We start from the raw sequence: 24,739 nt of genomic DNA, 5'->3' as shown, positions 1-24,739 counted from the left end.
TTGCTCTGGATGATAAATGGCGGCTTTTTTAAGTCGCCATTTTTACATTGTTTTGCCATTTGCAACGTAGAAATATCGTGTTACAACTTACTACACACTTAACCAATTATTTTTATTATGATTTTGTTCAATGACTTGTATTTGTGGACTTGATTTTTCGAACAAACAGCCCCATAAATAGTCATATAAGTAAAGACAATCATCTATGAGGAAGATTATGAACGATCCTATGGTATCTCGCAGTTCATCTCAAGCGAGTGTACTGCAAACTAACAAAGTATTGCGAAATACTTACGCGCTGCTATCTATGACGCTACTTTGGTCTGCGGTCGTTGCAGCATTTTCTATGGCTATGAACCTGCCTCGTCCAGGTTTGATTATTATGCTGGTTGGCTTCTACGGTTTGCTTTTCCTTACTGAGAAGAACCGCAACAACAGCATGGGCTTGGTATTTACGTTCCTATTTACTGGCTTCCTAGGCTATACAATCGGTCCTATCCTTAACGCTTATGTTGGCGCTGGTATGGGCGATGTTATTGTGACCGCTCTAGGTGGTACTGCTCTAGCGTTCCTAAGCGCATCAGCTTACGCACTAACAACCAAACGTGACCTATCGTTCCTTAATGGTATGCTACTGGCTGGTTTCGTTGTGCTATTGGTAGGTATGGTTGCAAACATCTTCCTACAAATGCCAATGCTATACCTAGCGATGAGCGGAATGTTTATCCTGTTCTCAACCGGTGTTATCTTGCTTACAACTCAGCAAATTGTTCGCGGCGGTGAGACTAACTACATCTCTGCAACCGTAAGCTTGTATGTCTCTATCTACAACATCTTCATCAGCCTACTATCTATCCTAGGTATTATGAACGACGACTAATCAAGTCGCTGGATGTTAAGGAAAGCCCAAGACACGTTCTTGGGCTTTTTTGTATCTAAATACTGATTAAACCGCCCTACCACTCTTGAAAAAAAGCGTGTAACTAGGCTAACCTTGCCACGTGTTTCAATTACAAGATCAAAAACATGTTTGAATTTAACGGTAAAGCTATCGAAACCGACGCCGAAGGGTATTTGCTCAATCATCAAGATTGGGAACCAGCAATGATCGAAACTCTAGCGCAAGAAGAAGGTATTGAATTGACCGATGCCCATCTAGAGGTTGTGATGTTTGTCCGCGACTTTTATGTGGAGTTTAACACCTCACCTGCGGTACGAATGTTAGTAAAAGCGATGGAAAAGGCGCATGGTCCGGAAAAAGGAAACAGTAAATATCTATTCAAGCTGTTCAAAAAAGGCCCGGCAAAGCAAGCTACCAAACTTGCGGGTTTACCAAAGCCTGCAAAGTGCTTATAAGCTCTTAAAGAATTTTAAAACCACTGTAAACAGTACTTTGTTCGCAAGGCTCTTTGGTCACCGAATCAACCGTTGCGGTCCTTGGGCCTTGCATTAACCATTCAAACAAAGCTTCAACTTTGGTTTGATCACCACACGCAACCACCTCAACCGAGCCATCATATAAATTTTTAGCGTACCCAGTCAGTCCCAATTTTAACCCTTCATGACAAGTGTGGTAACGAAACCCTACTCCTTGAACCATTCCTTTCACGACAACCTTCTGACAAATGTGAGTCATATCTTCTCTCCTGCATGAACAGCGTGCTAAGCTGATTTTAGTTCATCTATACAGTTTCTAAGTCAGGTTAACGGAACTCTATTTGCATTTGTTTGAATCTTCACACAAAATAGCCAACCTTTTCACTGTTTCAACTTCGTAAGGCATCCCATGGCTCCAGCTATTCATCTTGTTAAAGGTCGCGACAAGTCACTTCGACGCAAACATCCTTGGATTTTCTCTAGAGGTATTTCTCACGTCGATGGCCAACCGTCACTCGGCGAAACAGTCGACGTGTTCGCTAGCAATGGCGAATGGTTAGCTAAGGCCGCATACTCTCCTAACTCTCAGATTCGAGCACGTGTATGGAGCTTCAAAAAGCAAGATATTGACGTTAGCTTTTTCGTCAGCCGTATAAACCAAGCACAGTTACTAAGGGAAGATATTATTGAACGAGATGGCTTGACCGGATATCGCTTAATCGCTGCAGAGTCGGATGGCTTACCGGGTATTACCATCGACCGCTATGAAAACTTCCTAGTTTGCCAATTGCTAAGCGCTGGAGCAGAATTCCAAAAGGATTCTCTTGTAGAAGCGCTTACGCAGTGCTTCCCAGAGTGCTCTATTTACGAGCGCTCAGATGTATCGGTTCGTAAAAAAGAGGGATTAAAAGAACGTACAGGCGTACTGCATGGAGAAACACCATCAAAACCAGTCGTCATTGAAGAAAATGGCGTAAAAATTAGTGTCGATATCATTAACGGTCACAAAACGGGGTTCTATTTGGACCAGCGGGATAGCCGTTATCAAGCTCAGAAGTATGTAAAAGATAAAGAAGTACTAAACTGCTTCAGTTATACCGGTGGATTTGGACTTTATGCATTAAAAGGCGGTGCCAAGCGTGTCATTAATGCCGACGTTTCTCAACTGGCGCTTGATACCGCGAAACACAATGCCGAGCTGAATGGTTTCACCGAAAAGAAAAAAGCAGTGTTCCTCAATGCAGATGTTTTCAAGTTATTGCGTGAATACCGAGATCAAGGAACCAAGTTTGATGTGGTTATCATGGATCCACCAAAGTTTGCCGAATCGAAAGCTCAGCTCAATGGCGCTTGTCGCGGCTACAAAGATATCAACATGCTAGCAATGCAGATCTTGAAGCCAGGTGGTACCCTTCTTACGTACTCTTGCTCAGGGTTAATGGACGGTGCCTTATTCCAAAAAATAATCGCAGATGCCGCTGTAGATGCTAACCGTTCAGTTAAGTTTGTAGAACGATTTGAACAAGCCGCAGACCACCCAACAGATACCGCTTACCCGGAAGGCTTCTACTTGAAAGGGTTTGCTTGTAAAGTTCTCTAGACCTAAAGCACTTTAGAGTCAAGACTCTATGACATTTTCTAAGCCTTTCTTTTTTCGAAAAGAATGGCTTTTTTGATTGAACTGTCTCAAAAATAAGACATTTTTCCTTTTCCCTAATTGAATTAACGAATTTCTCTACTATTTTCAATAGTATGTGGCAATGTATAACAAAGCTAACATCTAGCCTGAACCTATCCCTCTTTAGGTTCAAGGTGTGATCGAGCTAGGTTGAAAGAACAAGGTTGTGCGCTATAGTAATTCTATGGTGCGTTACCTAAGTTTATGACTTGACTCGAATAAATAGTAGTGAGTAGAAGTGATGAATTTGCGAGCTCAAAACCAAAAATCAGCAATTCGTCTAGCCAAGGATTAAGGAGAATAACATTGAACAGGTTCACTCTAACAGCAGCCGCTTGTTTTGTAGCCCTTAGCCTTCCGGTTAGCAGTCAAACATTAGAGCAAGCCGTAGCAAACACACTTGCTACCAACCCTGATATTAAAGCCGCTTATAATGAATACGTCAGTAAACGATATGACGCAGAAGCTTCTGTGGGTGCGTATCGACCTAAAGTCGACTTGGACGGTGGTATCGGCTACGAAAGAACCAATTATGACCGAGATCAAAATCCTCAGTTGAATAATAGGGATGACAGCCTAACAAGAAAAGAAATTGGCATTAGTTTGACCCAATTACTTTGGGATGGTAACGAGATATTAAATGATATGGATCGTACTGCAGCAGAAGCAGAATCAGTAAGATATCAATTACTTGCGGATGCCTCAGATATTGCGCTTGAAGTTGCTCAAATTTATCTCGACGCAACTAAAGCCTACGAAATATTGGCTCTCTCCGAAGCTAATCTAGAAGTACACAAGAAAATATATAAAGACATTAAAAAGCGTGTTGACTCAGGTATTGGTTCCACCGCAGACCTTTCACAAGTCGAAGCTCGTATTGCAAAAGCTCATGGTAACTTACTAGCCGCGCAGAACAACCTTTTCGATACACATACGCAGTTTAAACGCTTAGTAGGGCAAGCTCCTTTAGGTCTCAAATACCCTAGAGCTGATGAAGTTGCTATTCCCCCAACCGTGGATGACGCCCTAAAAATAGCCATGGAACACCATCCAGTAATCAAGGTCTCACAGGTTGATGTAGACTCTGCTCGTTTCCAATACCAACAGACTAAAGGGGTTAACTACCCTACTTTCTATATCGATGCGGGCCACAACTGGCGAGATGATGCCAACGGTAATAGAGGTACCGATAATGAAACTCGCGCTATGCTTCGAATGCGTTACAACTTATATAACGGCGGCTCAGATTCCGATCGTACTGAAGCTGCAGCGTACCAACTCAATAAAGCCAAAGACTTCCGTGACAGAACCTACCGCATGGTTGAAGAAGGATTAAAACTCTCTTGGACAGGTTTAGAGTTCACCATTCAACAACGTGAATTTTTATCAGATCACGTAGACTCTGCTTCTGACACTGTTGTTGCTTACCAAAAACAATACAAGATAGGCAAACGTACTCTTCTTGATGTTCTTAACACCGAAAACGAACTGTTCGAGGCTCGTAAAGGATATTTAGACGCTAAATACGCTGAGCAATTTGCTCGCTATCGAGTGATGAATGCTACTGGCGATTTACTTGCAGCATTACGAGTTGACACTCCAAAAGAGTGGAACGAGAAGGTGGAGTATTAATATGAAACTACAGACCAAATTACTGCTATGTGGCCTTGTTTCTCTGCCGCTTTTTGCATCAGCAACAACGCCTGAAAATGATAAATACGACTACATCGCAACTCCTCTTGCCGATCAAAAAGCCGATTTAATCGACGATGATGGTGATGGCGTTATTAATGCCCGCGACTTATGTATTGCAACTCCGGAGGGCGCTGCGTTAGATAACGATGGTTGTGAACAATATGTCGACGTGTCGAATACGATGGCGTTGAGAATTTTGTTTGATAACGCGTCAACATATATCAAGCCAGTATTCCAAACACAAATCAGCCAAATGGCAGACTTCTTAAAGGAATACCCAGATACCACTATTGAAATTCAAGGCTATGCGAGTGTTGTTGGTAACCCAGAGAAGAACTTGGTACTTTCGAAGAATCGCGCTGAGGTTGTTCGTGAAGCTATCATCAACAACGGTATTGCCCCAGAACGCCTAACTATTGTGGGCTATGGCGATACCCAGCCAGAAGAGCTTGGTGATACCGAGTTTGCACATGCGATGAACAGAAAAGTGGTTGCTTCCGTTGTTGGTTATAAAGGTGAAGTAGAAAAAGAATGGACTATCTTTACTACTATCGGTAAATAGTTCACTCTTCACTCAGTTAAACTAAGAGCGCTATGTATTAGCGCTCTTTTTGTTTTATTTCATTTAGATATTCGGTATCTCATGCTAACCTTGTAGCAATTCTTATTAAGAGTATAAAGTGATGAGTAAATTAACTTCAGATATCGAACAAAACCTTAACCTGTTTATTGAGGAAACCACCCAAAACCAGCTTGTTTGGGGCCTGCGTAATGAAGATGGTTGGTTAGCGTGCGATTCTACTGAGTTCGAAAACACAGAAGTTATGCCGTTTTGGTCGTCTGAGGAAGACGCAAAAACACACAACGTTGAAGAGTGGGCTGATTTTGAAGTGTTACACATCCCACTTGATATCTTTGTAGAAGATTGGCTACTAACTCTCGATGAAGATGGTGTGTTAATCGGTACCAACTGGAACAGTCAGCTAGACGGTAAGGAAATGGAACCATCAGCTATCGCTAAGTTGTACTTAAACGCTAAGTAAACGAAAAAATAGAGGCTTTAAGCCTCTATTTTTTTATTCTGACTTCTCGTTCAGAGAAGCCATGACTTGGGACTTATTCTCTAAATAATGATTCAGTCCGTTCGCTCGAAGATCACACGACGGACAATCTCCACAACCGTCGCCAATAACACCGTTATAGCAGGTTAACGTCTCTTCTCGGATTAACGATAGCGCATTAAACTTATCAGCCAGCGCCCATGTCTCTGCCTTATCTAACCACATAAGTGGCGTAACAATATCAAACTCTCTGTCCATCCCTTGCACCAGAGCGCTATTCATAGCTTTGATAAAGTCATTTCGACAGTCAGGGTATCCAGAAAAGTCCGTTTCACATACACCGGTAATGACAGCTTGCGCGCCGATTTGATAGGCGTAAATACCCGCCAAAGTCAAAAACAGTATATTGCGACCCGGCACGAATGAATTCGGCAGACCATTTTCTTGAAGCTCATGTGAGACAGGAATATCGTCACGAGTTAATGAGCTAATCGCAAGCTCGTTGAGCAAGCTAACGTCCATAACTTTGTGTGCTTTCACATTGAGCTTGTTTGCCAATGCTTCCGCTACTTCAATCTCTAGCTTATGGCGTTGGCCATAATCAAACGTAATTGCATGTACTTCATCGTACTGCTCAAGTGCTTGGACTAAGCAAGTTGTTGAATCTTGTCCACCACTAAAAACGACTACTGCCTTGTTCATCAATATCTCCTCGCCCTTTAAGCAATACTTAAATATTTATGTGTTTGAACTGATAAACGCCAATTTCTCTGAATACAAGTTTCAATACACAATTCAGTTGCGCGTGGCTTTTGGCTGATTGGTTGAAGCGCAATAACCACATCACTCTTTAACTCTACACCCTGTAAAAGCTCATCTAATTGGTCGACGTTCTTTTGCGTCGCAACTGGGTGCTTGATTTCATCAGCACGTTCTAACGACGAGGAAAGTACAGGAAGTTTTCCCTTCATTGCCACTTTTGGTGACACCGTAACCCAAGTTGCTGGCGTGACTCTTATTTCTGAAGTACCACTGGTCTCGATTTGGCAACGACATCCAATGGCTTCAAAGGCTTCACATAGCGCGGTTAGATCATACTCACAAGGCTCGCCTCCAGTAATCACAATGTGCTTTGCGTTAAACTGCTGCGATTGATACATAGCCACAATTTCCGCTGCGTCGACATCGCTCCACGTAGGGCTATCACCTTGTTTACTTATGATTTCTCCAAACGAACGCTGGTCTTCATTATTCGCATCCCATGTCTGCTTCGTATCACACCACGAACAGCCTACGTTACAAATTTGAAGTCGGATAAATACCGCCGGGACGCCGGTAAACATGCCCTCACCCTGGATGGTTTCAAACATCTCGTTGATTTTAAATCGAGTATTACTCATCAAATCATGCCAATTATATAAGATGAGCAGACCTTAAAGGATGCGACCAAGAAATTCAATACAAAGTGTCATACTAAATCTCTGGTAGTGTAACGCGCTTTTTCATATCCTAGAGGCGTTTGATTTATTTCTTTTTTAGGTAAGTAACGTGTATAAACTCATTGCCATCGATATGGATGGAACCCTACTAACATCTGATAAAAAAATCTCTCCGCGTACTAAACAAGCTATCCAATCTGCCAAACAACAAGGCGTCCAAGTGGTGCTTGCATCTGGTCGCCCTCTCAACGGTATGTTAGATGCCCTTAATGAGCTTGGTTTGAACGGTGAAGAAGATTATGTCATCCATTTCAATGGTACCTTTGTACAGAAGGTAGTATCAGGTGACATACTTCATCAACAAATCATCGATGGTCGTCGCGCTAAAGAAGTAGCGAACCTAGCGAAACAGCTCGGCCTGCATTGCCATGCCTTTAGCCGCGAATTGGGTTTGATTGCTACAGAAGCGAATCCTTACACCGACCACGAAGCTGAGATCAATAAGCTAGATATCACCATCTATGATTTTAATAAGCTAGAGGATGATCACGAGATCATCAAAGCGATGATTGTTGGTGAGCCAGCTCAACTAACTGAGGGCATCGGTAAAATCCCAGCGCGCTACCACGACGACTATACCATTGTACAAAGCGCCCCATTCTTCCTTGAGTTTTTGAACCCTTTAAGCAACAAAGGTGAAGGTGTTAAAGTTATTGCCGATCACTTAAATATCCCGTACGAACAAACCATGTGTTTTGGTGATGCAGAAAATGACCATCATATGATCAAATTCGCTGGTAAAGGTGTTGCGATGGCGAACGCCATGCCAGAAACTAAATCCATTGCCGACTATATTACTGACAGTAATGACGATGACGGTGTAGCTAAAGCCATTGAAAAGTTTGTGCTATAGTTTTCATTGTGTTGACTAGGTAACATACTGTTTTAAGGAAAAAATATGACTTATCGCCTCCTACTTAACGGAAAGAAAGCTGCTCAAGATGATATTAGAGAAGCCATCTATCAACTCCGTGGTGAAGGTTACCCTATAGAAGTCCGTGTGACTTGGGAAGGAGGCGATATTGAAAGATTAGTACAAGAAGCGGCGGATCAAGGCGTCTCTCGGCTCATTGCTGGAGGTGGCGACGGAACCATAAACGAAGTAGTCGATGCACTTCTAAAAAACAATATCACCACAATGGAAGTTGCGGTTTTGCCACTTGGAACCGCTAACGACTTTGCGACCGCCTGCTCCATCCCAACCAATTCTGCTTACGATGCCTTGCTATTAGCTGTTTCGGGAACGTCTAAGCCAGTTGATGCAGCGAGAGCGAATGACCGTCACTTTGTGAATATCGCTACAGCTGGGTTTGGTGCGCAAGTTACAGCAAACACACCTATTGCCCTAAAAAACTTCCTTGGCGGAGGAGCTTACACGCTCGCAGGCCTCGTTCAAGCCATCAACTTCCAACCTTTTAAAGGCACGGTTAAGTTTGATGGTCAAACTGTCACAAGCAATGTGGTTGTCGGCGCTATTTGCAATGGCAGAATGGCCGGTGGTGGCCAAGCGCTCTCTCCAACCTCCTTTATCAACGACGGCTATTTAGATGTGGTGTCGCTTGAGGAATTCACCCCCAGCGATATCCCTGCCGTAATTGAGGAGTTGATGCAAGATGATGGTTATAGTGGAACGTTCGTTAAACGTAATCAGGTAAAAACCATTGAATGGATTTCCGATGGTATCATGCCTGTAAATTTAGATGGTGAACCTATCGAAGCTACCAATATCGAGTTTTGTGTGCTGCCGAACACAATCCAATTGGTTTTACCAGAGCACTGCCCAATGCTAGTTAGTCACTGATTTTCAGCTTAATGCAAGTAACAAAAAAGCGACCATTTCTGGTCGCTTTTTTCAATCCAATCAACACTACTTGATGTTAAGGAATGCAGCACCACGAACACCACCAGAATCTCCGTGCTTCGCTTTGACGATTTTCGGACACTTCGCCACAGACATTAGATATTTAGGGATACGCTTAGGCATTTCTTCATAAATAAGGTCGTAGTTAGATAGACCACCGCCTAACGTAACCACATGCGGATCGTTGCCCGTGAAGATGTTAGCGAAACAAATAGCCAAAAGTTCCATGAACATATCAACGAACTCAATAGCATCGGCGTCACCGGCTTCACGTGCTTTAATTATGTCGATAGCTTTCTTCTTTTCGCCGTAATAATTTGCATAAAGTAGCTCGAATCCACGTCCAGATAGGTAGTTATCTAAGCACCCTTTCTTACCACAGCCACAATCAAGAAGCGGCGCTTTTTCACCAAGGTGGAACCAAGCATCAATAGGCAGTCGCATATGGCCTAGTTCACCGGCTACGTGGTTACGACCAGAGAACACTTTGCCTTCGTAGATCAACCCACCACCAAAGCCAGTTCCAAGAATTAGACCCATTACAGATGGAGCATCTTTCAGTTCGTCATCCCATGCTTCAGACAATGCAAAGCAGTTTGCATCATTCTCAAGTTTCACTTCGCGACCAATCTTCGCTTCTAAGTCACTACGCAGAGGTTTGCCTTTCGCACAAGCAATGTTTACGGTGAGTACAGTTCCGTCGTCAGCGTCTTCCATACCAGGCAGACCAAGACCTACTTTACCTTCGGTTCCAAGTTCTGCATCGTATTTAGCCACTAAGCCTGCTAGGGTCTCTACTAGTAGCGGATAATCATCGCCTGGTGTAGGTACACGTTCTGTCGCAACGCGTTCAAGTTTTTCATTAAATGCACCAAATTCAATTTTAGTGCCACCGACATCAAAGCCGTAATACATGCAACTCTCCTTGCTAACCTCAACTTGAGGCAAAAAATAGATAACTGTTGGCATTATCCATATCCCTACCCCCTCAAACCGTGACGTAGAGCGGATTTATGCCCTTGTTCGAACTGCTTGTTCAACAAGCCATCACATTAGAACTGGAACTTTAGAGCGAGTTCTCGTTTTTTATTAGACCTATGAAATTATTCAGTGCTGGTCGCGATAAATCTGGAGAGAGACGCGTTTTGCTCAACATGTAACTTTCGCGGAAAACCGCGAACCATTCCCTCAATATCATCGAATGACGCAATGACCCAAATTGCTCAAAGACAATACTCGCAACTTCTGCGGTAGCAAGATGATCTTCGTTTTCTGACTTTCGCATCATATAGTTAGACAAAGCATCAGGCTTAATCGAACACACAGGGAAATGATTGAGATATGGTGACTTTCTAAACATACGTCTAGCCTCACGCCAACTGCCATCCAAAAGGATAAACAAGAGTTTCTTAGTTCCCTCTACTTCGAACTGGTTTTGATCGATTAAACGCTTTTTATCATCAACATAATCTTCTGGAAAGATTATGACTGGTTGATAGGTCTCATCTTTTAGCAGTGCAAGGAGTTCTGGTTGAGTTTCAGTTCGATGCCAAGGAAACGCATAGCCTTCTTCGACCGTATCAAGTATCAGGCGGCCTGTATTACTTGGCTTTAGAATTTCTGCATCAGAAACCAACAGTAACACTGCAAAGTCATTGCTCGGTTTTGGCTGGTACTCACAAATACAATACTGCTGCGCAATTTGGCAGCTTTTACAACGTATGACTTTCGCTCCACGAGCCTTAAATGGTTTAGTTGCCGCGGCTAGGCGCTCATCGTACATTTTATGGAAGGCGTGACGTCTCATTTTCATGGTATTCTAGCGAAAGGTGGCGGGATTCTACTCTGGTACACTTTGTAAGTAAAAGGGAAACCCTATTCAATGGAACACAGTGACTCTATTCGATTGTCGATCTTTCTCTCTGTACTCATAATTTGTGCGGTGTGGGAGTGGTGTGTACCTAGAAAACAACGTACAAGAACACGACGTTTGCGTTGGACCAACAATCTCAGCCTAGTTGGCCTTAACTCTCTAATTCTCGCCTTAGTCATGCCACTTCTTGCCATAGAAGCTGCACTCTTCGCTCAGAAACATAGTGTTGGGCTTTTTAACCAGTTCGAAATTAGCACATGGTTAATTGCCCCACTTTGCGTAGTGCTGTTGGATGCAGCAATCTACTTCCAACATATAGTCTTTCATCGCGTTCCAATCCTATGGCGATTGCATAGAATGCATCACGCTGATCGGGATATCGACGTCACCACAGGTTCTCGATTCCACCCTATTGAAATCATCCTCTCCATGTGGATAAAAATAGTGATCGTGATTGCCTTAGGCGTACCTCCAATCGCAGTGCTTATTTTCGAAATTGTACTCAATGCCAGTGCGATGTTTAACCATAGCAACGGCAAGTTGCCTTTGAAGTTTGATGCCTTGCTGAGAAAAGTTATCGTGACACCGGATTTTCACCGTGTTCATCACTCGGAGATCGTCAAAGAAACTCATTCCAACTTTGGCTTCTTTCTATCCATCTGGGACATCTGGTTTGGAACTTATCGCGCTCAACCTAAGTTAGGGCATGATGGCGTGGTAATCGGTATTCCAGCCTTTGTCGAGCTAAGAGAACAAAGGTTGGACAAACTGCTTACCCAACCTTTTAGGAACGATGAGAACGACGCTAGTCATTCTCAGTAGAACTAGGCTTGGTTCAATTGATATTTATGTAACATCGATTGTTGGTGGCCTGCAATTTCCGCTACTTGCTCAGCACTTTCTACCATGGACTCCAATTGCATGCTCGAATTTTCACCTTGCTCAGTAACCTGAATGATTGAGCGGCCCACTTCAGCCGTGGCACGCTCCTGTTGTTCAGTAGCCACAGAAACTTGCTCTGCTCTGTTACGGATCTGATTCACTGAATTGGCGATGTCAGTAAAAGACGTTTTTACTCGCTCGCTGGATTCCAAAGCAAAAGACATTTCTTTGCGTGACTCGACAACCGATTGACGTGAGTCTTGGGCTGCTTGGATGAGCTCCGACATCATTTGTCGAATATTTGTGGTTTGTGCAGAAGTATCACTAGCGAGTTTACGAACTTCGTCCGCCACAACAGCAAAACCTCTACCCTTCTCGCCAGCCCTTGCAGCTTCAATAGCCGCATTTAATGCTAATAGATTTGTGTTATCAGCAATCCCACTGATCATATCTACCATCTCTTGTATCTGCTTCACTTTGCCATCTAACTCAGTCATTGACGCTTCATTGTTGCCTAAAGTCGTATCCAACATATGAAGTCGTTCTTGGTTGTCAGATACCGCCTCCAAACCAAGATTTGCATAACTATCCGCTTGTTGAGAATCGTTAAACGACGCGGTCGTCACTTGAGCTATCTCCTTAATCGATGCTTCCAGTTCTGTAATCGTTGTCACCATGCTATCTAGGGAGGCGTTTTGTGAACGCAAACTCAGACGACTTTCCTCTGCCGCACCGTGACTTATTTCAGCCGTTTGATAGAGTGTTTCACAGTTTCTCGTTACCACCTCAATTGAATCATGAGTCGATTCGATAACTTGGTTCAACTTTCTGGCGATATCTTGCATTTCAGCAGGACCCGCTAGCATCACTTTGCCCGTTAGTTCGTATTCTGTGAGCCCTTTCAATTGAGAGATGATGTTCTTTAAAGGTCGATTTATCCATCGACGCAGAGAGAAGAAGATTACGACGATTGTTGCAATTAGAAATGTTGTAGCAGCAATTAACCATTGTGAGGTTGTATCAAGAGTATGATTCACTACGGATTGACTATCTTTTATTAGTGTCGAGGCAGTATCAGAGATTTGCTGTAGGAGTTGTACCGTCTCATCGGCTATCACAACAGCACGTTCCAACTCCACTTTTTGCTTTTCAACCACTTCTAGCCTGTCGAGTATTTGACTTAGTACACCACTTTGTTTAAATCCGTCCTGAACCATTTCATATGGTGCAATCAGGCTAGCAAACTCTTTGACTTCAGGGTGCCAATCAGAGAAGTCTGCAAATGCTAGGTTGATTCCAGCGATTCGATTACGCATTTCACGATATTCACTTTTCGCTTTACTCAGTTCTTCTTGCATCATCATGACTAAGAACGTGCTCTCCATTGAGCTAGCACTCGCAATAAATCGACTTGCCGCATCTAAAGACAATGGATTGTCTTGAGACAGAATTAGGCTAATACGATTCATTTCAGGGCCAATAGAACTTAACCCATAACGGAATCCCGTCACTTGCTTATCTATACGACCTTTCATTGCAATGAGTTGAGACTGAAACGCCAATACGGACTCAGTAACGGATTGCAATTCAGCTATTTTTTCCCTGAGTTGAGCTCTTTGATCTTGAGTCATGGCACTATCTATCTTTTTTGCAATCTCGAACAGACTATTGACCCGGGTTTCACTAAGGCTAGTCAGCAAGTTGATACGTTCCTGGATAGCATTTAATTCTGCCTCAGAAGATAACTGGCTTCCATAGTTCAGTAACTTTACTTGTTCCAACGTATCTTGTGTTAAGGCTGCATTATTCATTGCCAGAGGGAGTACGCGATCCGATAAATTATCGAATTGATGTTTTACTTGTGTTAATCCACTTGAACTTAGCCAACTTAGAGCAATAAAGAAGATACAGATTAAAATGAATATTGCGCTGAGTGAGTGAATTATTGAGGTTGGACGTTTTCGTTGTGTTGACGATGTCATAGCGATTCCGTTGCATCAATCGTAAAATTGCGACCAAATTTTGCGGATAAATAGTACAAACCGTTAATTTGGTATAAAATTATTCGGAAATGGTAGAGGCCGTTAATGACATATTTATTACACATAAATGTAAGCAGTGTGACAGATGAAAATTGTTAAATTATTGATTCCATACGGTATAGTGGCATTATTGACGGCTTGTTCAAGCCAACCAAGCCAAGCACCACACACACAAGTTAATTATAGAAGTGCTGAAAATGCACCATTTTTGGCTGAATACAAGAAATGGCAAGGCGTTCCTTATCGACTTGGTGGCACCAATTATTCTGGAGTCGATTGCTCGGCATTTGTACAGGCTGTCTATCAAGATGCTTATGCTGTTAGCTTACCCAGAACCACTGCGCAGCAAGTTAAAATAGGTCACAAAGTAGCTTACAATAATGCTCAAAGCGGAGATTTAGTGTTTTTTAAAACGGGAAGAAAAACTAGACACGTAGGTATTTATTTAGGTGGGAATACATTTATGCATGCCTCAACATCTAAAGGTGTGGTCCTTTCTCGACTCGACAATCCTTATTGGGCATCAACATTTTGGCATTTTAGAAATATTCAGTAATAGAATGCCTCCCTCTCAAAGAAATAAAATATCCTGAGAGGGAACGATCCTTTTGTTAATTTCTTTAATCATATATTGCAACAGCAGTATCAAAAAGATTTTTGACTAACGCTATATACTCTTCAAGAAATGCAACCTGCTCATTGGTGGCCGGCTTGTTCCAAACTCCAGCCAATACTTCTTCTAAGTCTTGAATCACTAAATCTACTTCTTTTAGCAACTTAAATCGCACACTTGAATGAAGTTCTGGGTTTTGTTCAAACAACACCATAATGTTGGACGCGACCATGTCCGTGGACACATCTTCTATTGTTTCTTCGCCCGTATCTCCAGAAGTTGAAGTGAATACATCAAGATTCATGGCGAGATGTTCGATTAATGCCTGATAGCCGTCAGTATCTACAACCACGACTGAACTCCTAGCAATTGTTTAAATGACAAGAACTTAAACATAGCAAACCTAGTTCACGTTTGTAAGAACTAGTGCGAAAAATCGCGCTGCACGTCAATGATTCTGTGCGCTGGCAGTATGTTATGTAGTCAATATTGTTCTACACTAGCCATAGATTGGCAGACGGGAGTAACTTATGTGGCAAGCGATTTCAGATCAGCTATCCGATGCACTCATGTTCAACTTTTCTATCAAAGAACGTGTCAAAATGAGCGGTGGCGATATTAACCAATGCTATATGATTAGCGATGGTGATCAGCGTTACTTCGTGAAAACCAATCACAAAGACTTCCTTGCTAAATTTGAGATTGAGGCGGATAACCTCAAAGCGCTCCGTGACACCAATACGGTTCATGTACCCGAGGTGGTGTTAATTAGCAAAACTAAAGAATGCGCGTTCATTATTCTTAATTACATCCCTGTCAAACCTTTAGACGTCAGTACTGCCAGTCATCAGTTTGGAATTGAGTTAGCAAAACTGCACAAATGGGCCGAACAAGCCGAATTTGGCTTTGATCAAGACAACTATATTGGTGCTACGTTACAACCCAATCAATGGCATAAAAAATGGTCCCGCTTTTTCTCTGAACAACGTATAGGCTGGCAACTGCAGCTACTTAAAGAGAAACAAATCAGCTTTACCGATATCGACCAGTTTGTCTCCCTTATCAACGAGCAGCTCTCAGGCCATAATCCTAAACCTTCTTTGTTGCATGGCGACCTTTGGAACGGCAATGTGGCTAACTCAGCCTTTGGGCCTATTTGTTATGATCCTGCCAGTTATTGGGGAGATCGAGAGTGCGATCTTGCCATGACAGAACTCTTTGGTGGTTTCAGGCAGGAATTTTATGACGGTTACGAAAGTGTACTGCCCATTGAGCCCATGTTTGAGTATAGAAAACACATCTATAATCTCTATCATGTGCTCAATCACTGTAATCTTTTTGGTGGTAGCTACCTAGACCAAGCTGAAGAGCTGATCTCAACGATTCAAGCCTCTTAGAGGTTTACTCGAACTTCATCTCTTTATCTAGTATCTCAAACAGTGAGGCGAAGCTAACGTCATGAGGCTCGGGTGACACACCACTAGAATTAAACCAGTTGGTGACTAAGCCAACGGATTTCGCAGGTACTATGTCCTTGTCCCTTTGATCGCCTGTCATCGTCAACTTGTTAGCTGGGATACCTAATTTGCTTGCAATGAGCTGATAGAATTCTGGGTAATTTTTTGAAACACCAAGATTGTTAAAACAGAAGTAGCCAGTGATGTATTGAGCCAAACCACCACGTTCAAACGCCTGTTTTATCTCGATTTCATTAGAATCTTGTGCATTAGTTGCAACATAAATGGGATGCTGCTTAGAAAGCGCTGACAACAACTCCAATGCGCCAGATACTACTTCAACATTTGGCCAATCACACATTTTTCCAATTTGTGTAGGGTCATCGACCATTAGAGTGTCACCCCAATCAAACAAGTACACTCGGTCTCGACTCAACCAACACTTGTAGAGCTCTTGCCACTCTTCACGCAGGACTCCGTACTTTATCGAATCAAAGTACTCACCTAAGTAATAGCGAACTTTGCGCAGCCTTGCCTCTTGCGTCATTCCAAGTTTCTCAGCACATCGCATCATTCCAGGGTTTCCAGACCAAGTAGTAAAGCCTACTCGCTCGATCTCCATTGTTGCGAAAAGATGCTCAACCCATGGAATCAGTGCTTTCAGTCCAATGCCTCTGCCCCAAAGTGATGAGTCGTAAATGGCCACACCAGCTTCAAGCCAACGCGTGTTTTCATCCTCCCAGTAATAGCTGACACTGCCTATTGCTCGCCCCAAATAATCTATAACCAAGCCTGTGTCACCAGCTAGGAACTTATGGAACTGTTGCTGCTTAAATTCAGATAATGTTGGCCGAACATAACCGAAGTAAGGGCCGTTGTATTTCGTCCACTCTTCGTCAGCCGTCATAAGTTGATAAAGCGGCTCTAGATCTTCGGCTGATGCCTTGCGTAAGGTAATATCCTGAAACCTTAGTTTGGTATTATTCATCGAAATCCCGTCTAATCATTAAGATACTTCCAACTGTCTGCACCATCAAAATAGCGAATGTGTATGGTACTTGTCTCTTCTGGGGTCACCATTTTGAAATTGATAGCAACTTTCTGGGTTGGCGATTTATCCGTTGAAGTGTAATGCGTCACGCATCCGCATTCTGGACAGTGGTGAAAGTCGATAAAACCATCACCCCATTGATACGCCTTTGTCGGTTGACGTAATACTGAAACTGTCACCGAATCAGGCTCATAATAGCCCCATAATGTTCCATAACGACGACATACAGAGCAGTTGCAACTTGTTAAATTCGCCGGCCAGTTGGCAAAACTGAGAGTTATATTTCCGCAATGACATTGCGCGTTATGGTGAGACATTATTTCTTCCCTGTTTACATTAACGATATCTAGCTAGGTTACAAAATCAAGCTAAGGGCGATGGATAACATAATAGTACCAACAAAGAGCTCCAATACTTTCCATGATATTGGTTTATGAAAGATAGGCGTTAGCAGTCGAGCACCGTACCCCAAGGAGAAAAAGAACACAAAGGAAGCCATCACGGCACCGAGCCCGAAAGAGAACTGATTCGGAGCATATTGGGTGGAAATAGAGCCTAGCAAAACAACGGTATCTAGATAGACATGTGGGTTTAGCCAAGTTAGCGCTAAACAAATCAGAATGGTTTTTAGCAAACTTGCACTTGAATCACCTTTAGGGTCGAGTTGATGTTTGCTTTTGAAAGCAGAACGCAAAATTTGGATCCCGTATACAGTAAGAAAAGCAGCCCCCGCATAACGAGCTACTATTTCGATTTGAGGAAACCGTTCAATAATGACACCGAAGCCGCCGACACCCGCAGAAATGAGAATGGCATCAGAAACTGCACATACAGAACACACTGCAAATACATAGTGTTTCTTTAGCCCTTGTTTTAGAACAAACGCATTTTGAGCACCAATTGCAAGTATCAACGACAGACCCAAGGAAAAGCCTGTCAAAAAAGTCGTTACATCCAAGTAAACCTCACAATCCTTTATCGAGGAGAGGTTATCTTGTAACGCGTAATTAATTGAATTTCAAGCTATGTTTCGTTCTCGTGTCTTACTGTTACAAACACATCATCACTGTCTAATGTGACCTCAAACAAGATTGGTCGACAACATACATAGCAGTCTTCAATATACTCTTGCTCATCAACGGAACAGTCAATTGATGTTTCAAAAGCCTCCCCACAATACGGGCAGTTTACTCGCCACTCTTTTAATGCTTCCATCGATTACACTCATGGTAGGTTTTATCAAAGTGTAGAATCGTAAAAAGAGATACTCAAATATGGCAGTCAGAGATATTTGTCGTCCAAGGTGCTCAATACTAACGCAGTGCTGCTACTCATATCTTAGCGTTGATAAAACTAACGACGCCTTTTTGTATGCCACGCCTTTTTTGTAAAATATGTCTCCTTCAATAACCATTCCAAATCTCTTATAGAAATCCAGCGCAGACTCCCTTGCATCGCACCAAAATACCTCAATATTTTGCCTTTCAAGCATGTTCAAGACAAACTCGATGACCTGTGAGCCAATACCCTGACCTTGGTAATTAGGAAGCGTTGCAAATTTACGCAACCTACCTTGATTACCATCGATAAATATCGAAGCAACGCAGACCAACTTATTACTCACAGATGCGCCGATATGTATCGCTCGGTTATCTCCTTCTACCAGCGAGCTCTCTATTGGTAAATCGGGCCACAGAACGTGCTGACGAATAGGTAGGACCTGTTCGAGTTCGACTAAAGATATTTTCACCACGTTATTATTACCTACTTCTTAATTTAACCAAGTCAGAACTGCAGAAAGGAGCAAAGGAAAAACGCCTGCAACAAACAAAGAAAAACCAAAAGAGTAGTTTTGTCGATAGTGCTTATGTTTTTCAGCTTCAAGATAATGCTCTTTAACCATTGCTCTCATCTTTTGTGACACAACATCGACGTCATAGGTTCGACTTATTCTTCCGCCATCCCACGCCAAACCAGCCACGCCCCATAACACGATAGCGACGTAAAATGAGAAATCAGAAAGTTCGGATGTTTTCAACATAGGGAAAATATAGCCAGCTAAGCAAACCACAATCCCCGAACTTATATTCGCTATGAGAACAAAGCGAAATAGAGAGCCCATACTCAAAAGGCTTCCTTCAATCCGATGATGCTCATCTTGTCAGCGATTTCGTCATAAACACGCTATTAGGGTCAAGCGAGTAGCTAGCAAATGGTTCACACTCTACAAAGCCATCTCTTTGATATAGGTTTCTTGCTGGTTCGAAAAAAGCCTCCGTTCCTGTCTCTAAACTCAGTCGCGTCAAGCCATTTTCTGCGGCCTTACTGGTTAAATGAGCCAGCAGTTTTCTTGCTACTCCTTTGCCACGAGCACTCTCTGTCGTGCGCATCGATTTTATTTCACCATGTCCCGACTCAATGGTTTTTAAGGCTATACATCCTGCCAAATCATCTTCAAACCATGCAGTCCAGAACGTAATTTCTGGCTGGCGAAGAGCCTCAATGTCAAGAGCATGGACACTTTCTGGTGGAGAAGTCGCGTACATATCATCCAAATGAGCTTGTAAAAGGGCTTTGATTTCTGGTCCCGTCAAATCATCCTTAATTATTTTCACTTTCTCTCCTTAACTAGATTTACAATAATGGCTTTCCACGTAGGGATTTCTTCTGCCCTTGCTTCTTCTTATTATCCACGCGTCTTATTTGCGATGAACGAGTCGGCTTTGTTGCATGACGTTTCTTTTGCACGACCATCACTGACCGAATCAAATCAGCTAGCCTCGTAAGTGCGTCTTCCCGGTTTTTCTCTTGAGTACGATGTGATTGCGCTTTAATCACAATGACACCATCCTTAGAGATTCTAGAGTCGTTGCTTGCAAGCAAACGTTCTTTATATATCGCGGGTAGTGTCGAGCGTCTAATATCAAAACGTAGATGGATAGCAGAGGAAACCTTGTTAACATTCTGACCACCGCTCCCCATCGAACGAATTGCATTTAGCTCGATTTCCCAATCTGCCAACGTTACCGTATTAGAAATCTGTAACATGCTGAACTTAAACTGAGTAATCGAATACGATAATGTCGTCTAAAATCGGTCTGAACACCGATTTTAGAGCATCATGTTCGGGGTGAGGCAGATAGTTCTGTCGACCATTTTCATCCTTGAATGTCATCATTACGCTGTGCGTATAGGATTTATTTTTACCTTCTGGGCTATCGTTCACACCCCACTCTACCGCTTCCACTCCTGCTATTTTTTGGGGCATAGCCTCAAACAAAGCCATAAGTTCGTTAATGCTTTGCTCTGTTGCTTTTTCGTTGAATCGAATCAACAAGATATGTCTAATCATTACTAGAGTTCTACTTAGCGAATCAATCACTCGATACTACAGAAATTCAACCACAGTGACTAGACAAGGACATTTTAGTAGTGCCCCATTCCGCCATGAAAGCCGCTAAAAATGCCACCAAAGATCATACCAAAGAGGCTGAATATCAACCCAAGGATGATCATAGCTGGTATTGATGCTATGGCGAACTTGACCATAAATATCACCATAGATAGAAATGGCATTTTGATGTCTACGACTGTCACTTCGCTATTATTTGTATTTTCTTCCGTCATAATCGTACCTCTGAGCTTTTATATTCAACTTATTTAATAACCAATATTACAGATAATAAAAAGGCTCTAATTTATGAAATTAGAGCCCTATCAATGAATAATTGTGTTGATACTAAGCGTTAGACTCAGACTTCAATTTATCCACCATATGTAAATGCACGTCTTGTTGAGGGAAAGGTATAGAAATGCCCTCTTTATCAAAGCGTAATTTAACTTCTTTAGTCACATCCCAATATACATCCCAGTAATCATCCGTTTTAACCCAAGGTCGAACGATGAAGTCTACCGATGAAGTATTCAGAGTATGAACTCGAATGTTAGGTTCTGGCGATTTAAGAACCGCAGGATGCGCCTCAATAATCTCGTGTAGAACTGATTCAGCTTTGAGTAAGTCATCTCCATAACCAATACCAAACACCATATCCACTCGACGAGTACGCTCGTGAGTAACGTTTTTAATGACGTCTCCCCATATCTTACTGTTAGGAACAATGATGATTTGGTTATCAAAGGTGCGAATTGTGGTATTGACCAAACTCATATGACTTACCTTGCCATCTACACCACCAGCAAAAACGAAATCGCCAACATCAAATGGGCGATAGATAAGAAGCATCATACCTGCTGCGAAGTTCGATAATGTATCTTGTAAAGCAAAACCAATAATCACACCCGCGATACCGAAACCCGTCAAGATAGGCGCTAAGTTAAGCCCTATCTGTGACAGCCCAACCATGATACCGATAATCCAAACAATATTGCCCGACATAGACACAAAGAAGTTTTGCATTAAGTGAGAGAGCTTCAAATTCTTGTTATGAACTGCTTTTGTCACAATCTTTCGCACTAGCTTTACAATCGCACGTGTTACGAAAAGAATAAGAATGAAAATAAACACTTGGAATAGTTGCTGCGGCGCATTATCGCCTAACCAATCGACGGCGGCACTCCACCAATGGCTCAGCAGCGAAATCAACACTTTTGAGTCCAAAATGTCTTGAGTGATATTGCCAGTAACAGAGAATACTTGTCTTTTATACTCAGACGTTTCTAAACCAACATCATCACCCAATACGATTAAATTGCGCAGACTGTCAGTCTCAATGCCAATACGCTGCTTGAGCACTAACTGACTAGTTTGAAGCGCAGCTTTATCTCCTTCTGGCGCCGATGCCAACTGAGAATTGATCGCCTCTACCTGCTGGTTGAAATATTCAATCGACGCTGACGTTAACCTCAGGTTTTTCGCGACTAGTACTTCAAATTGTGCTTCACCACTTTCGTCTGGTACTCCTAACTTTTTTAACCACGTTAGGTTTTGCCAACCTGCGTTAAAGGTGGCACTCAGGTACTCTTGAACTTCGCTATAGGTGTTAAGGATAGAGAGTTTGTTCTCGGCCTTCGCACTATTAAACTGTTCGCTAACAGCTTTTAACTTGTCTTCTAGGTAAGTTTTCGCGCCTTCAGTATACTTTTGCTGAAATCGCACCTGCTCAATGAGCATTTCTTTAGGTAAGCTTCCCGATTCAACGGCTTTTCCTATCACATCCCTTAGTTCATTATTTTTATTGAACAGTCGGAATTGAATTGCATCCTTCTGATCACCACTTGACGCTTTTAGAGTTTCAGAAAGATCACGTATTTCAGCATTGATATTGTCCAAAGCAACTTGTGCTTTAGAAGGAGAAACCTCTGTTTGCGATTCTGTTTGAGCTTGCACTCCACCACTAAACAGCGACAGTAACAATATGAGAAAAGCCACAATGGTATTGGCTCTAAAAGATTGAGGGAAACAAACACTCATTCACAACTCCCTGAAAGTGTTAGGTTTAGATTAATTGCTATAATGATAGGTCATAAAATCGTTTATAGACTTATCTCTAGATAGAGATTGACGACATGATCACCAATACACTGATGTTCGGTGTCATACACATGAAAACTCTTGACTATGCCTGGGTAGATTCTGACAACACTCTATGTAATACGAAGCCAATGCGCTTTATCCTTCTCAAATTATAAAATGCCAGATTTTTACCTCACGGCCATTGTTATCAGCTAGTGTTCTACCCTATTATGCGTGCCACAGATTAGTTCGATTTAATTCATCACATTAAGGTGAGGATGTAACATGAAGTTTCGCCGATTATTATTCCTAGCTACTATTCTCATCGCCAGTGGATGTTCATCATTGAGTGAACAACAAAAAATAGCCGCGCAGAATGAACTCGACAAAATGGCGCAAACCACTATATCGGAGTTACTAAAAAAAGAACCACACCTGCAAGCTCAAATGAATGAAGCATTGGCCTACGGTGTTGCAAACATGAAGGTGACCAAAGTACCCGTTGTGGGTGTTGGTGGCGGCGAAGGCGTAATGGTAATAAAAGGTACTGAGCCACACATCTACTTCACGGTTAAACGACTTGACTTCGGTGCTGGTTGGGGTGCTCGCTCATACAAAGTATTGATTCTACTAAACACACAAGAATTGGTCGATGATTGGAAAGACGGCGAGTGGAAATTTGAAATTGGAGCGGAAGCCTCTGCAGGCAGCGCCGCAGCACAAGGGTCTTCTGGTGATATGGACCCCGAGTTCACTCTACATGTACTGTCTGATGGCGGAGCATCAGCAACTGTTACAGCCAGAGTTATTCGCGCTAAAGTGAACCAGTCGCTTACTGATTAGCTGAATCTACTGAATTCCACCGGTAATCACATCAGAGTTGCGCAGCAGATAATCAATATCGTTGAGATAGCTGCGCCTATGACCTTCCTCTATGCATTGCTGCATACCTTGATCACCCTTGTCGGCCTTGTCTTCCATAAAACTGACGAGATACCTTAAACGAGACACCATTGTTTCAACCAATTTCAATCGACTTGCTGTATCTATTTCATAAACATCCAAATATGCTTTTGCTCGACCCACTTGTTGCTCGATATCACCAAGTTTATCTACCGAGTTGGTTTTGAAAGGTGCCCAGCAATAGACAGAATACGATAAATCCCACAACCTTGAGCCTGGATGAACGGTATCAAAATCAAATACCCCGACGACATTATTCGCCTCTAACGCCACGTTGTAGGGTGCAAAGTCCCCATGACACATAACTTCAGATTCAGTGTCTGAGCTCAGCATCCAATCTAAACGTGCGACGTCATACTGCTCAATAAATCCAACACTCGCGTCATGAAGCCGCCTTTGCAGTCTCGCCGCTGTTTCCAGTGCCTGTAGACTGGCTATTTCCTCAAGTAACGGATAGTTAAATGTTTTGCCTTTTACCAATGAAAGTGTCTCATTATCGTTATCCAGAGCGAGTACTTTAGGAACGTAATGGATGCCTTGCTGCTCTAAAAACTTAAGGAAAATATGTACAGAACGAGACCATGGACTTGCAGGCCTGATAACCGTGTCGGTTTTTACTACAATGGGGCTCATTGGTTTCACTCATTAAGGTTAAAATTAAATATCGACGTTTGCAGAGGCATTGAATGAATACATTTTGACTTCTTTTCGCACTTCCCACCCCATAGAACGATAAAACTCTTGTGCAGCCTCGTTGTCAGCTTTAACAAATAAGTGCGTTTTCTCGATACCAATTTGAGCAAAAGAGTCCGTCACTTTCTCCACCAATGTTTTACCTATTCGTTTTCCACGATGCTGGGATGCAACCGCCAAATGCTGCAGGTAGCCACGCCTCCCATCTGTTCCTGCTAAGACAGCACCCACTACTTCTCCATGTAGGATGGCCACAAAACTCATATTCGGATTTTTATCTAGATAAGCAATGATGTTGTCGCGGTTATCCGCCTCTCGAATCACCATATGATCAGTTTGCCGCCACAAAGTCATCACGTTATCGTAGTCGGCGATTTGCATCTCGCGGAAAGTTACGCTCACTTGAGTTACTCCTTTTTACTCAGGTCATTGTTTTTGTCTAGAGCCTTCTTTCAGGTACAAGGATATTTAGACTCCATTTCTGCTACTGCTTTTACAAGCAGTAACTACATAATTAAAAA

At 42.6% G+C, this 24,739-nt stretch carries 32 protein-coding genes and 1 pseudogene; 12 read left to right on the top strand and 21 right to left on the bottom strand.

The features are described 5' to 3' along the window. Positions 1-217: 217 nt before the first annotated feature. Both HW45_RS24330 and HW45_RS24325 read left to right on the top strand, forming a co-directional pair. Complete coding sequence (locus tag HW45_RS24330; RefSeq protein WP_038230452.1) at positions 218-880, top strand: Bax inhibitor-1 family protein; 663 nt, start codon at positions 218-220, stop codon at positions 878-880. A 146-nt stretch (positions 881-1,026) separates the two neighbouring features. After that, positions 1,027-1,356: a TusE/DsrC/DsvC family sulfur relay protein gene (locus tag HW45_RS24325; protein WP_038230450.1), complete on the top strand. Its 330-nt coding sequence runs from the start codon at positions 1,027-1,029 to the stop codon at positions 1,354-1,356. Positions 1,357-1,360: 4 nt separating this feature from the next. Here the strand turns inward: HW45_RS24325 and yccX are convergent, their stop codons facing one another. Continuing rightward, the gene (gene yccX, locus HW45_RS24320; protein WP_038230446.1) at positions 1,361-1,636 is read right to left on the bottom strand and encodes an acylphosphatase; all 276 of its coding nucleotides are present in this window, start codon (positions 1,634-1,636) and stop codon (positions 1,361-1,363) included. 150 nt (positions 1,637-1,786) lie between these two features. On the opposite strand from yccX, the gene HW45_RS24315 reads away from it, so the two are divergent. The 4 genes from HW45_RS24315 (at position 1,787) to HW45_RS24300 (ending at position 5,793) form a co-directional block, all read left to right on the top strand. Continuing rightward, a complete protein-coding gene (locus tag HW45_RS24315) occupies positions 1,787-2,977 on the top strand; it encodes a class I SAM-dependent methyltransferase (protein WP_038230445.1) in 1,191 nt (396 codons plus the stop codon). A 384-nt stretch (positions 2,978-3,361) separates the two neighbouring features. Further along, the gene (locus HW45_RS24310) at positions 3,362-4,687 is read left to right on the top strand and encodes a TolC family outer membrane protein (RefSeq protein WP_038230444.1); all 1,326 of its coding nucleotides are present in this window, start codon (positions 3,362-3,364) and stop codon (positions 4,685-4,687) included. A 1-nt stretch (position 4,688) separates the two neighbouring features. After that, positions 4,689-5,312 carry an OmpA family protein gene (locus tag HW45_RS24305; RefSeq protein WP_006074157.1) on the top strand — a complete coding sequence of 208 codons (624 nt, stop codon included), beginning with the start codon at positions 4,689-4,691 and terminating at the stop codon, positions 5,310-5,312. A gap of 121 nt (positions 5,313-5,433) precedes the next feature. Next, on the top strand, positions 5,434-5,793 hold the full coding sequence (locus HW45_RS24300; RefSeq protein ID WP_006074158.1) for a DUF2750 domain-containing protein: 360 nt from the start codon (positions 5,434-5,436) through the stop codon (positions 5,791-5,793). A 33-nt stretch (positions 5,794-5,826) separates the two neighbouring features. Here the strand turns inward: HW45_RS24300 and queC are convergent, their stop codons facing one another. Continuing rightward, on the bottom strand, positions 5,827-6,513 hold the full coding sequence (queC, locus tag HW45_RS24295) for a 7-cyano-7-deazaguanine synthase QueC (RefSeq protein WP_038230442.1): 687 nt from the start codon (positions 6,511-6,513) through the stop codon (positions 5,827-5,829). 17 nt (positions 6,514-6,530) lie between these two features. Then, entirely contained in the window at positions 6,531-7,211 is a 681-nt protein-coding gene (gene queE, locus HW45_RS24290) for a 7-carboxy-7-deazaguanine synthase QueE (protein WP_038230441.1), read from the bottom strand. 148 nt (positions 7,212-7,359) lie between these two features. Here queE and HW45_RS24285 point away from each other — a divergent pair, with 148 nt between their 5' ends. Both HW45_RS24285 and yegS read left to right on the top strand, forming a co-directional pair. Beyond that, positions 7,360-8,163, top strand: coding sequence for a Cof-type HAD-IIB family hydrolase (locus HW45_RS24285; protein ID WP_006074164.1), 804 nt, complete (start codon positions 7,360-7,362; stop codon positions 8,161-8,163). Between the two features lie 45 nt (positions 8,164-8,208). Then, positions 8,209-9,111, top strand: coding sequence for a lipid kinase YegS (yegS, locus tag HW45_RS24280; RefSeq protein ID WP_038230439.1), 903 nt, complete (start codon positions 8,209-8,211; stop codon positions 9,109-9,111). A 66-nt stretch (positions 9,112-9,177) separates the two neighbouring features. On the opposite strand, the gene nagK is transcribed toward yegS, so the two are convergent. Together nagK and HW45_RS24270 are read right to left on the bottom strand one after the other, a co-directional pair. Continuing rightward, positions 9,178-10,086: an N-acetylglucosamine kinase gene (nagK, locus tag HW45_RS24275; RefSeq protein ID WP_006074168.1), complete on the bottom strand. Its 909-nt coding sequence runs from the start codon at positions 10,084-10,086 to the stop codon at positions 9,178-9,180. Between the two features lie 151 nt (positions 10,087-10,237). Beyond that, on the bottom strand, positions 10,238-10,984 hold the full coding sequence (locus HW45_RS24270; RefSeq protein WP_200874598.1) for a tRNA-uridine aminocarboxypropyltransferase: 747 nt from the start codon (positions 10,982-10,984) through the stop codon (positions 10,238-10,240). A 69-nt stretch (positions 10,985-11,053) separates the two neighbouring features. Here HW45_RS24270 and HW45_RS24265 point away from each other — a divergent pair, with 69 nt between their 5' ends. After that, positions 11,054-11,866, top strand: coding sequence for a sterol desaturase family protein (locus HW45_RS24265; RefSeq protein WP_038230437.1), 813 nt, complete (start codon positions 11,054-11,056; stop codon positions 11,864-11,866). Positions 11,867-11,868: 2 nt separating this feature from the next. Here the strand turns inward: HW45_RS24265 and HW45_RS24260 are convergent, their stop codons facing one another. Next, positions 11,869-13,908, bottom strand: a complete 2,040-nt coding sequence (locus HW45_RS24260; RefSeq protein WP_038230434.1) for a methyl-accepting chemotaxis protein — start codon at positions 13,906-13,908, stop codon at positions 11,869-11,871. A 145-nt stretch (positions 13,909-14,053) separates the two neighbouring features. Here HW45_RS24260 and HW45_RS24255 point away from each other — a divergent pair, with 145 nt between their 5' ends. Next, complete coding sequence (locus HW45_RS24255) at positions 14,054-14,524, top strand: NlpC/P60 family protein (protein ID WP_006074175.1); 471 nt, start codon at positions 14,054-14,056, stop codon at positions 14,522-14,524. Between the two features lie 64 nt (positions 14,525-14,588). Here the strand turns inward: HW45_RS24255 and HW45_RS24250 are convergent, their stop codons facing one another. Further along, complete coding sequence (locus HW45_RS24250; protein ID WP_006074176.1) at positions 14,589-14,933, bottom strand: DUF3802 family protein; 345 nt, start codon at positions 14,931-14,933, stop codon at positions 14,589-14,591. A 178-nt stretch (positions 14,934-15,111) separates the two neighbouring features. Between HW45_RS24250 and HW45_RS24245 the strand changes: the two genes are divergently transcribed. Beyond that, positions 15,112-15,978: a fructosamine kinase family protein gene (locus tag HW45_RS24245; RefSeq protein WP_038230432.1), complete on the top strand. Its 867-nt coding sequence runs from the start codon at positions 15,112-15,114 to the stop codon at positions 15,976-15,978. Positions 15,979-15,982: 4 nt separating this feature from the next. Here HW45_RS24245 and HW45_RS30080 read toward each other — a convergent pair whose 3' ends face one another. From HW45_RS30080 to HW45_RS24195, 12 genes and pseudogenes are all read right to left on the bottom strand, one after another. After that, on the bottom strand, positions 15,983-16,429 hold the full coding sequence (locus HW45_RS30080; protein WP_327196433.1) for an HAD family hydrolase: 447 nt from the start codon (positions 16,427-16,429) through the stop codon (positions 15,983-15,985). 30 nt (positions 16,430-16,459) lie between these two features. Beyond that, positions 16,460-17,026 (bottom strand): annotated as a pseudogene (locus HW45_RS30075) (GNAT family N-acetyltransferase); the annotation flags it as partial. A gap of 11 nt (positions 17,027-17,037) precedes the next feature. Beyond that, positions 17,038-17,406, bottom strand: coding sequence for a GFA family protein (locus HW45_RS24235; protein WP_038230429.1), 369 nt, complete (start codon positions 17,404-17,406; stop codon positions 17,038-17,040). A 38-nt stretch (positions 17,407-17,444) separates the two neighbouring features. Then, complete coding sequence (locus HW45_RS24230; protein ID WP_038230426.1) at positions 17,445-18,047, bottom strand: LysE/ArgO family amino acid transporter; 603 nt, start codon at positions 18,045-18,047, stop codon at positions 17,445-17,447. 65 nt (positions 18,048-18,112) lie between these two features. Next, on the bottom strand, positions 18,113-18,304 hold the full coding sequence (locus HW45_RS29095) for a CPXCG motif-containing cysteine-rich protein (RefSeq protein WP_006074186.1): 192 nt from the start codon (positions 18,302-18,304) through the stop codon (positions 18,113-18,115). A 112-nt stretch (positions 18,305-18,416) separates the two neighbouring features. After that, on the bottom strand, positions 18,417-18,839 hold the full coding sequence (locus HW45_RS24225; RefSeq protein WP_038230664.1) for a GNAT family N-acetyltransferase: 423 nt from the start codon (positions 18,837-18,839) through the stop codon (positions 18,417-18,419). A gap of 21 nt (positions 18,840-18,860) precedes the next feature. Next, positions 18,861-19,211, bottom strand: a complete 351-nt coding sequence (locus HW45_RS24220; RefSeq protein ID WP_038230423.1) for a hypothetical protein — start codon at positions 19,209-19,211, stop codon at positions 18,861-18,863. Between the two features lie 31 nt (positions 19,212-19,242). Further along, a complete protein-coding gene (locus tag HW45_RS24215; protein ID WP_038230420.1) occupies positions 19,243-19,704 on the bottom strand; it encodes a GNAT family N-acetyltransferase in 462 nt (153 codons plus the stop codon). Between the two features lie 19 nt (positions 19,705-19,723). Continuing rightward, complete coding sequence (arfB, locus tag HW45_RS24210) at positions 19,724-20,137, bottom strand: alternative ribosome rescue aminoacyl-tRNA hydrolase ArfB (protein WP_038230418.1); 414 nt, start codon at positions 20,135-20,137, stop codon at positions 19,724-19,726. A gap of 7 nt (positions 20,138-20,144) precedes the next feature. Beyond that, positions 20,145-20,441, bottom strand: coding sequence for a Dabb family protein (locus HW45_RS24205; RefSeq protein ID WP_038230417.1), 297 nt, complete (start codon positions 20,439-20,441; stop codon positions 20,145-20,147). 74 nt (positions 20,442-20,515) lie between these two features. Continuing rightward, positions 20,516-20,716, bottom strand: coding sequence for a hypothetical protein (locus HW45_RS24200; RefSeq protein ID WP_038230415.1), 201 nt, complete (start codon positions 20,714-20,716; stop codon positions 20,516-20,518). Between the two features lie 112 nt (positions 20,717-20,828). After that, entirely contained in the window at positions 20,829-22,520 is a 1,692-nt protein-coding gene (locus HW45_RS24195; protein WP_038230412.1) for a mechanosensitive ion channel family protein, read from the bottom strand. 327 nt (positions 22,521-22,847) lie between these two features. On the opposite strand from HW45_RS24195, the gene HW45_RS24190 reads away from it, so the two are divergent. Next, a complete protein-coding gene (locus HW45_RS24190) occupies positions 22,848-23,405 on the top strand; it encodes a hypothetical protein (protein ID WP_038230410.1) in 558 nt (185 codons plus the stop codon). Positions 23,406-23,411: 6 nt separating this feature from the next. Here HW45_RS24190 and HW45_RS24185 read toward each other — a convergent pair whose 3' ends face one another. Together HW45_RS24185 and HW45_RS24180 are read right to left on the bottom strand one after the other, a co-directional pair. After that, the gene (locus HW45_RS24185; protein WP_038230409.1) at positions 23,412-24,158 is read right to left on the bottom strand and encodes a phosphotransferase enzyme family protein; all 747 of its coding nucleotides are present in this window, start codon (positions 24,156-24,158) and stop codon (positions 23,412-23,414) included. 24 nt (positions 24,159-24,182) lie between these two features. Further along, complete coding sequence (locus tag HW45_RS24180) at positions 24,183-24,599, bottom strand: GNAT family N-acetyltransferase (RefSeq protein WP_038230407.1); 417 nt, start codon at positions 24,597-24,599, stop codon at positions 24,183-24,185. Positions 24,600-24,739: the final 140 nt, after the last annotated feature.

This window comes from Vibrio sp. ER1A (assembly GCF_000733315.1).
Taxonomy (GTDB): domain Bacteria; phylum Pseudomonadota; class Gammaproteobacteria; order Enterobacterales; family Vibrionaceae; genus Vibrio; species Vibrio mediterranei.
This window is presented reverse-complemented; position numbering and strand designations above follow the sequence as displayed.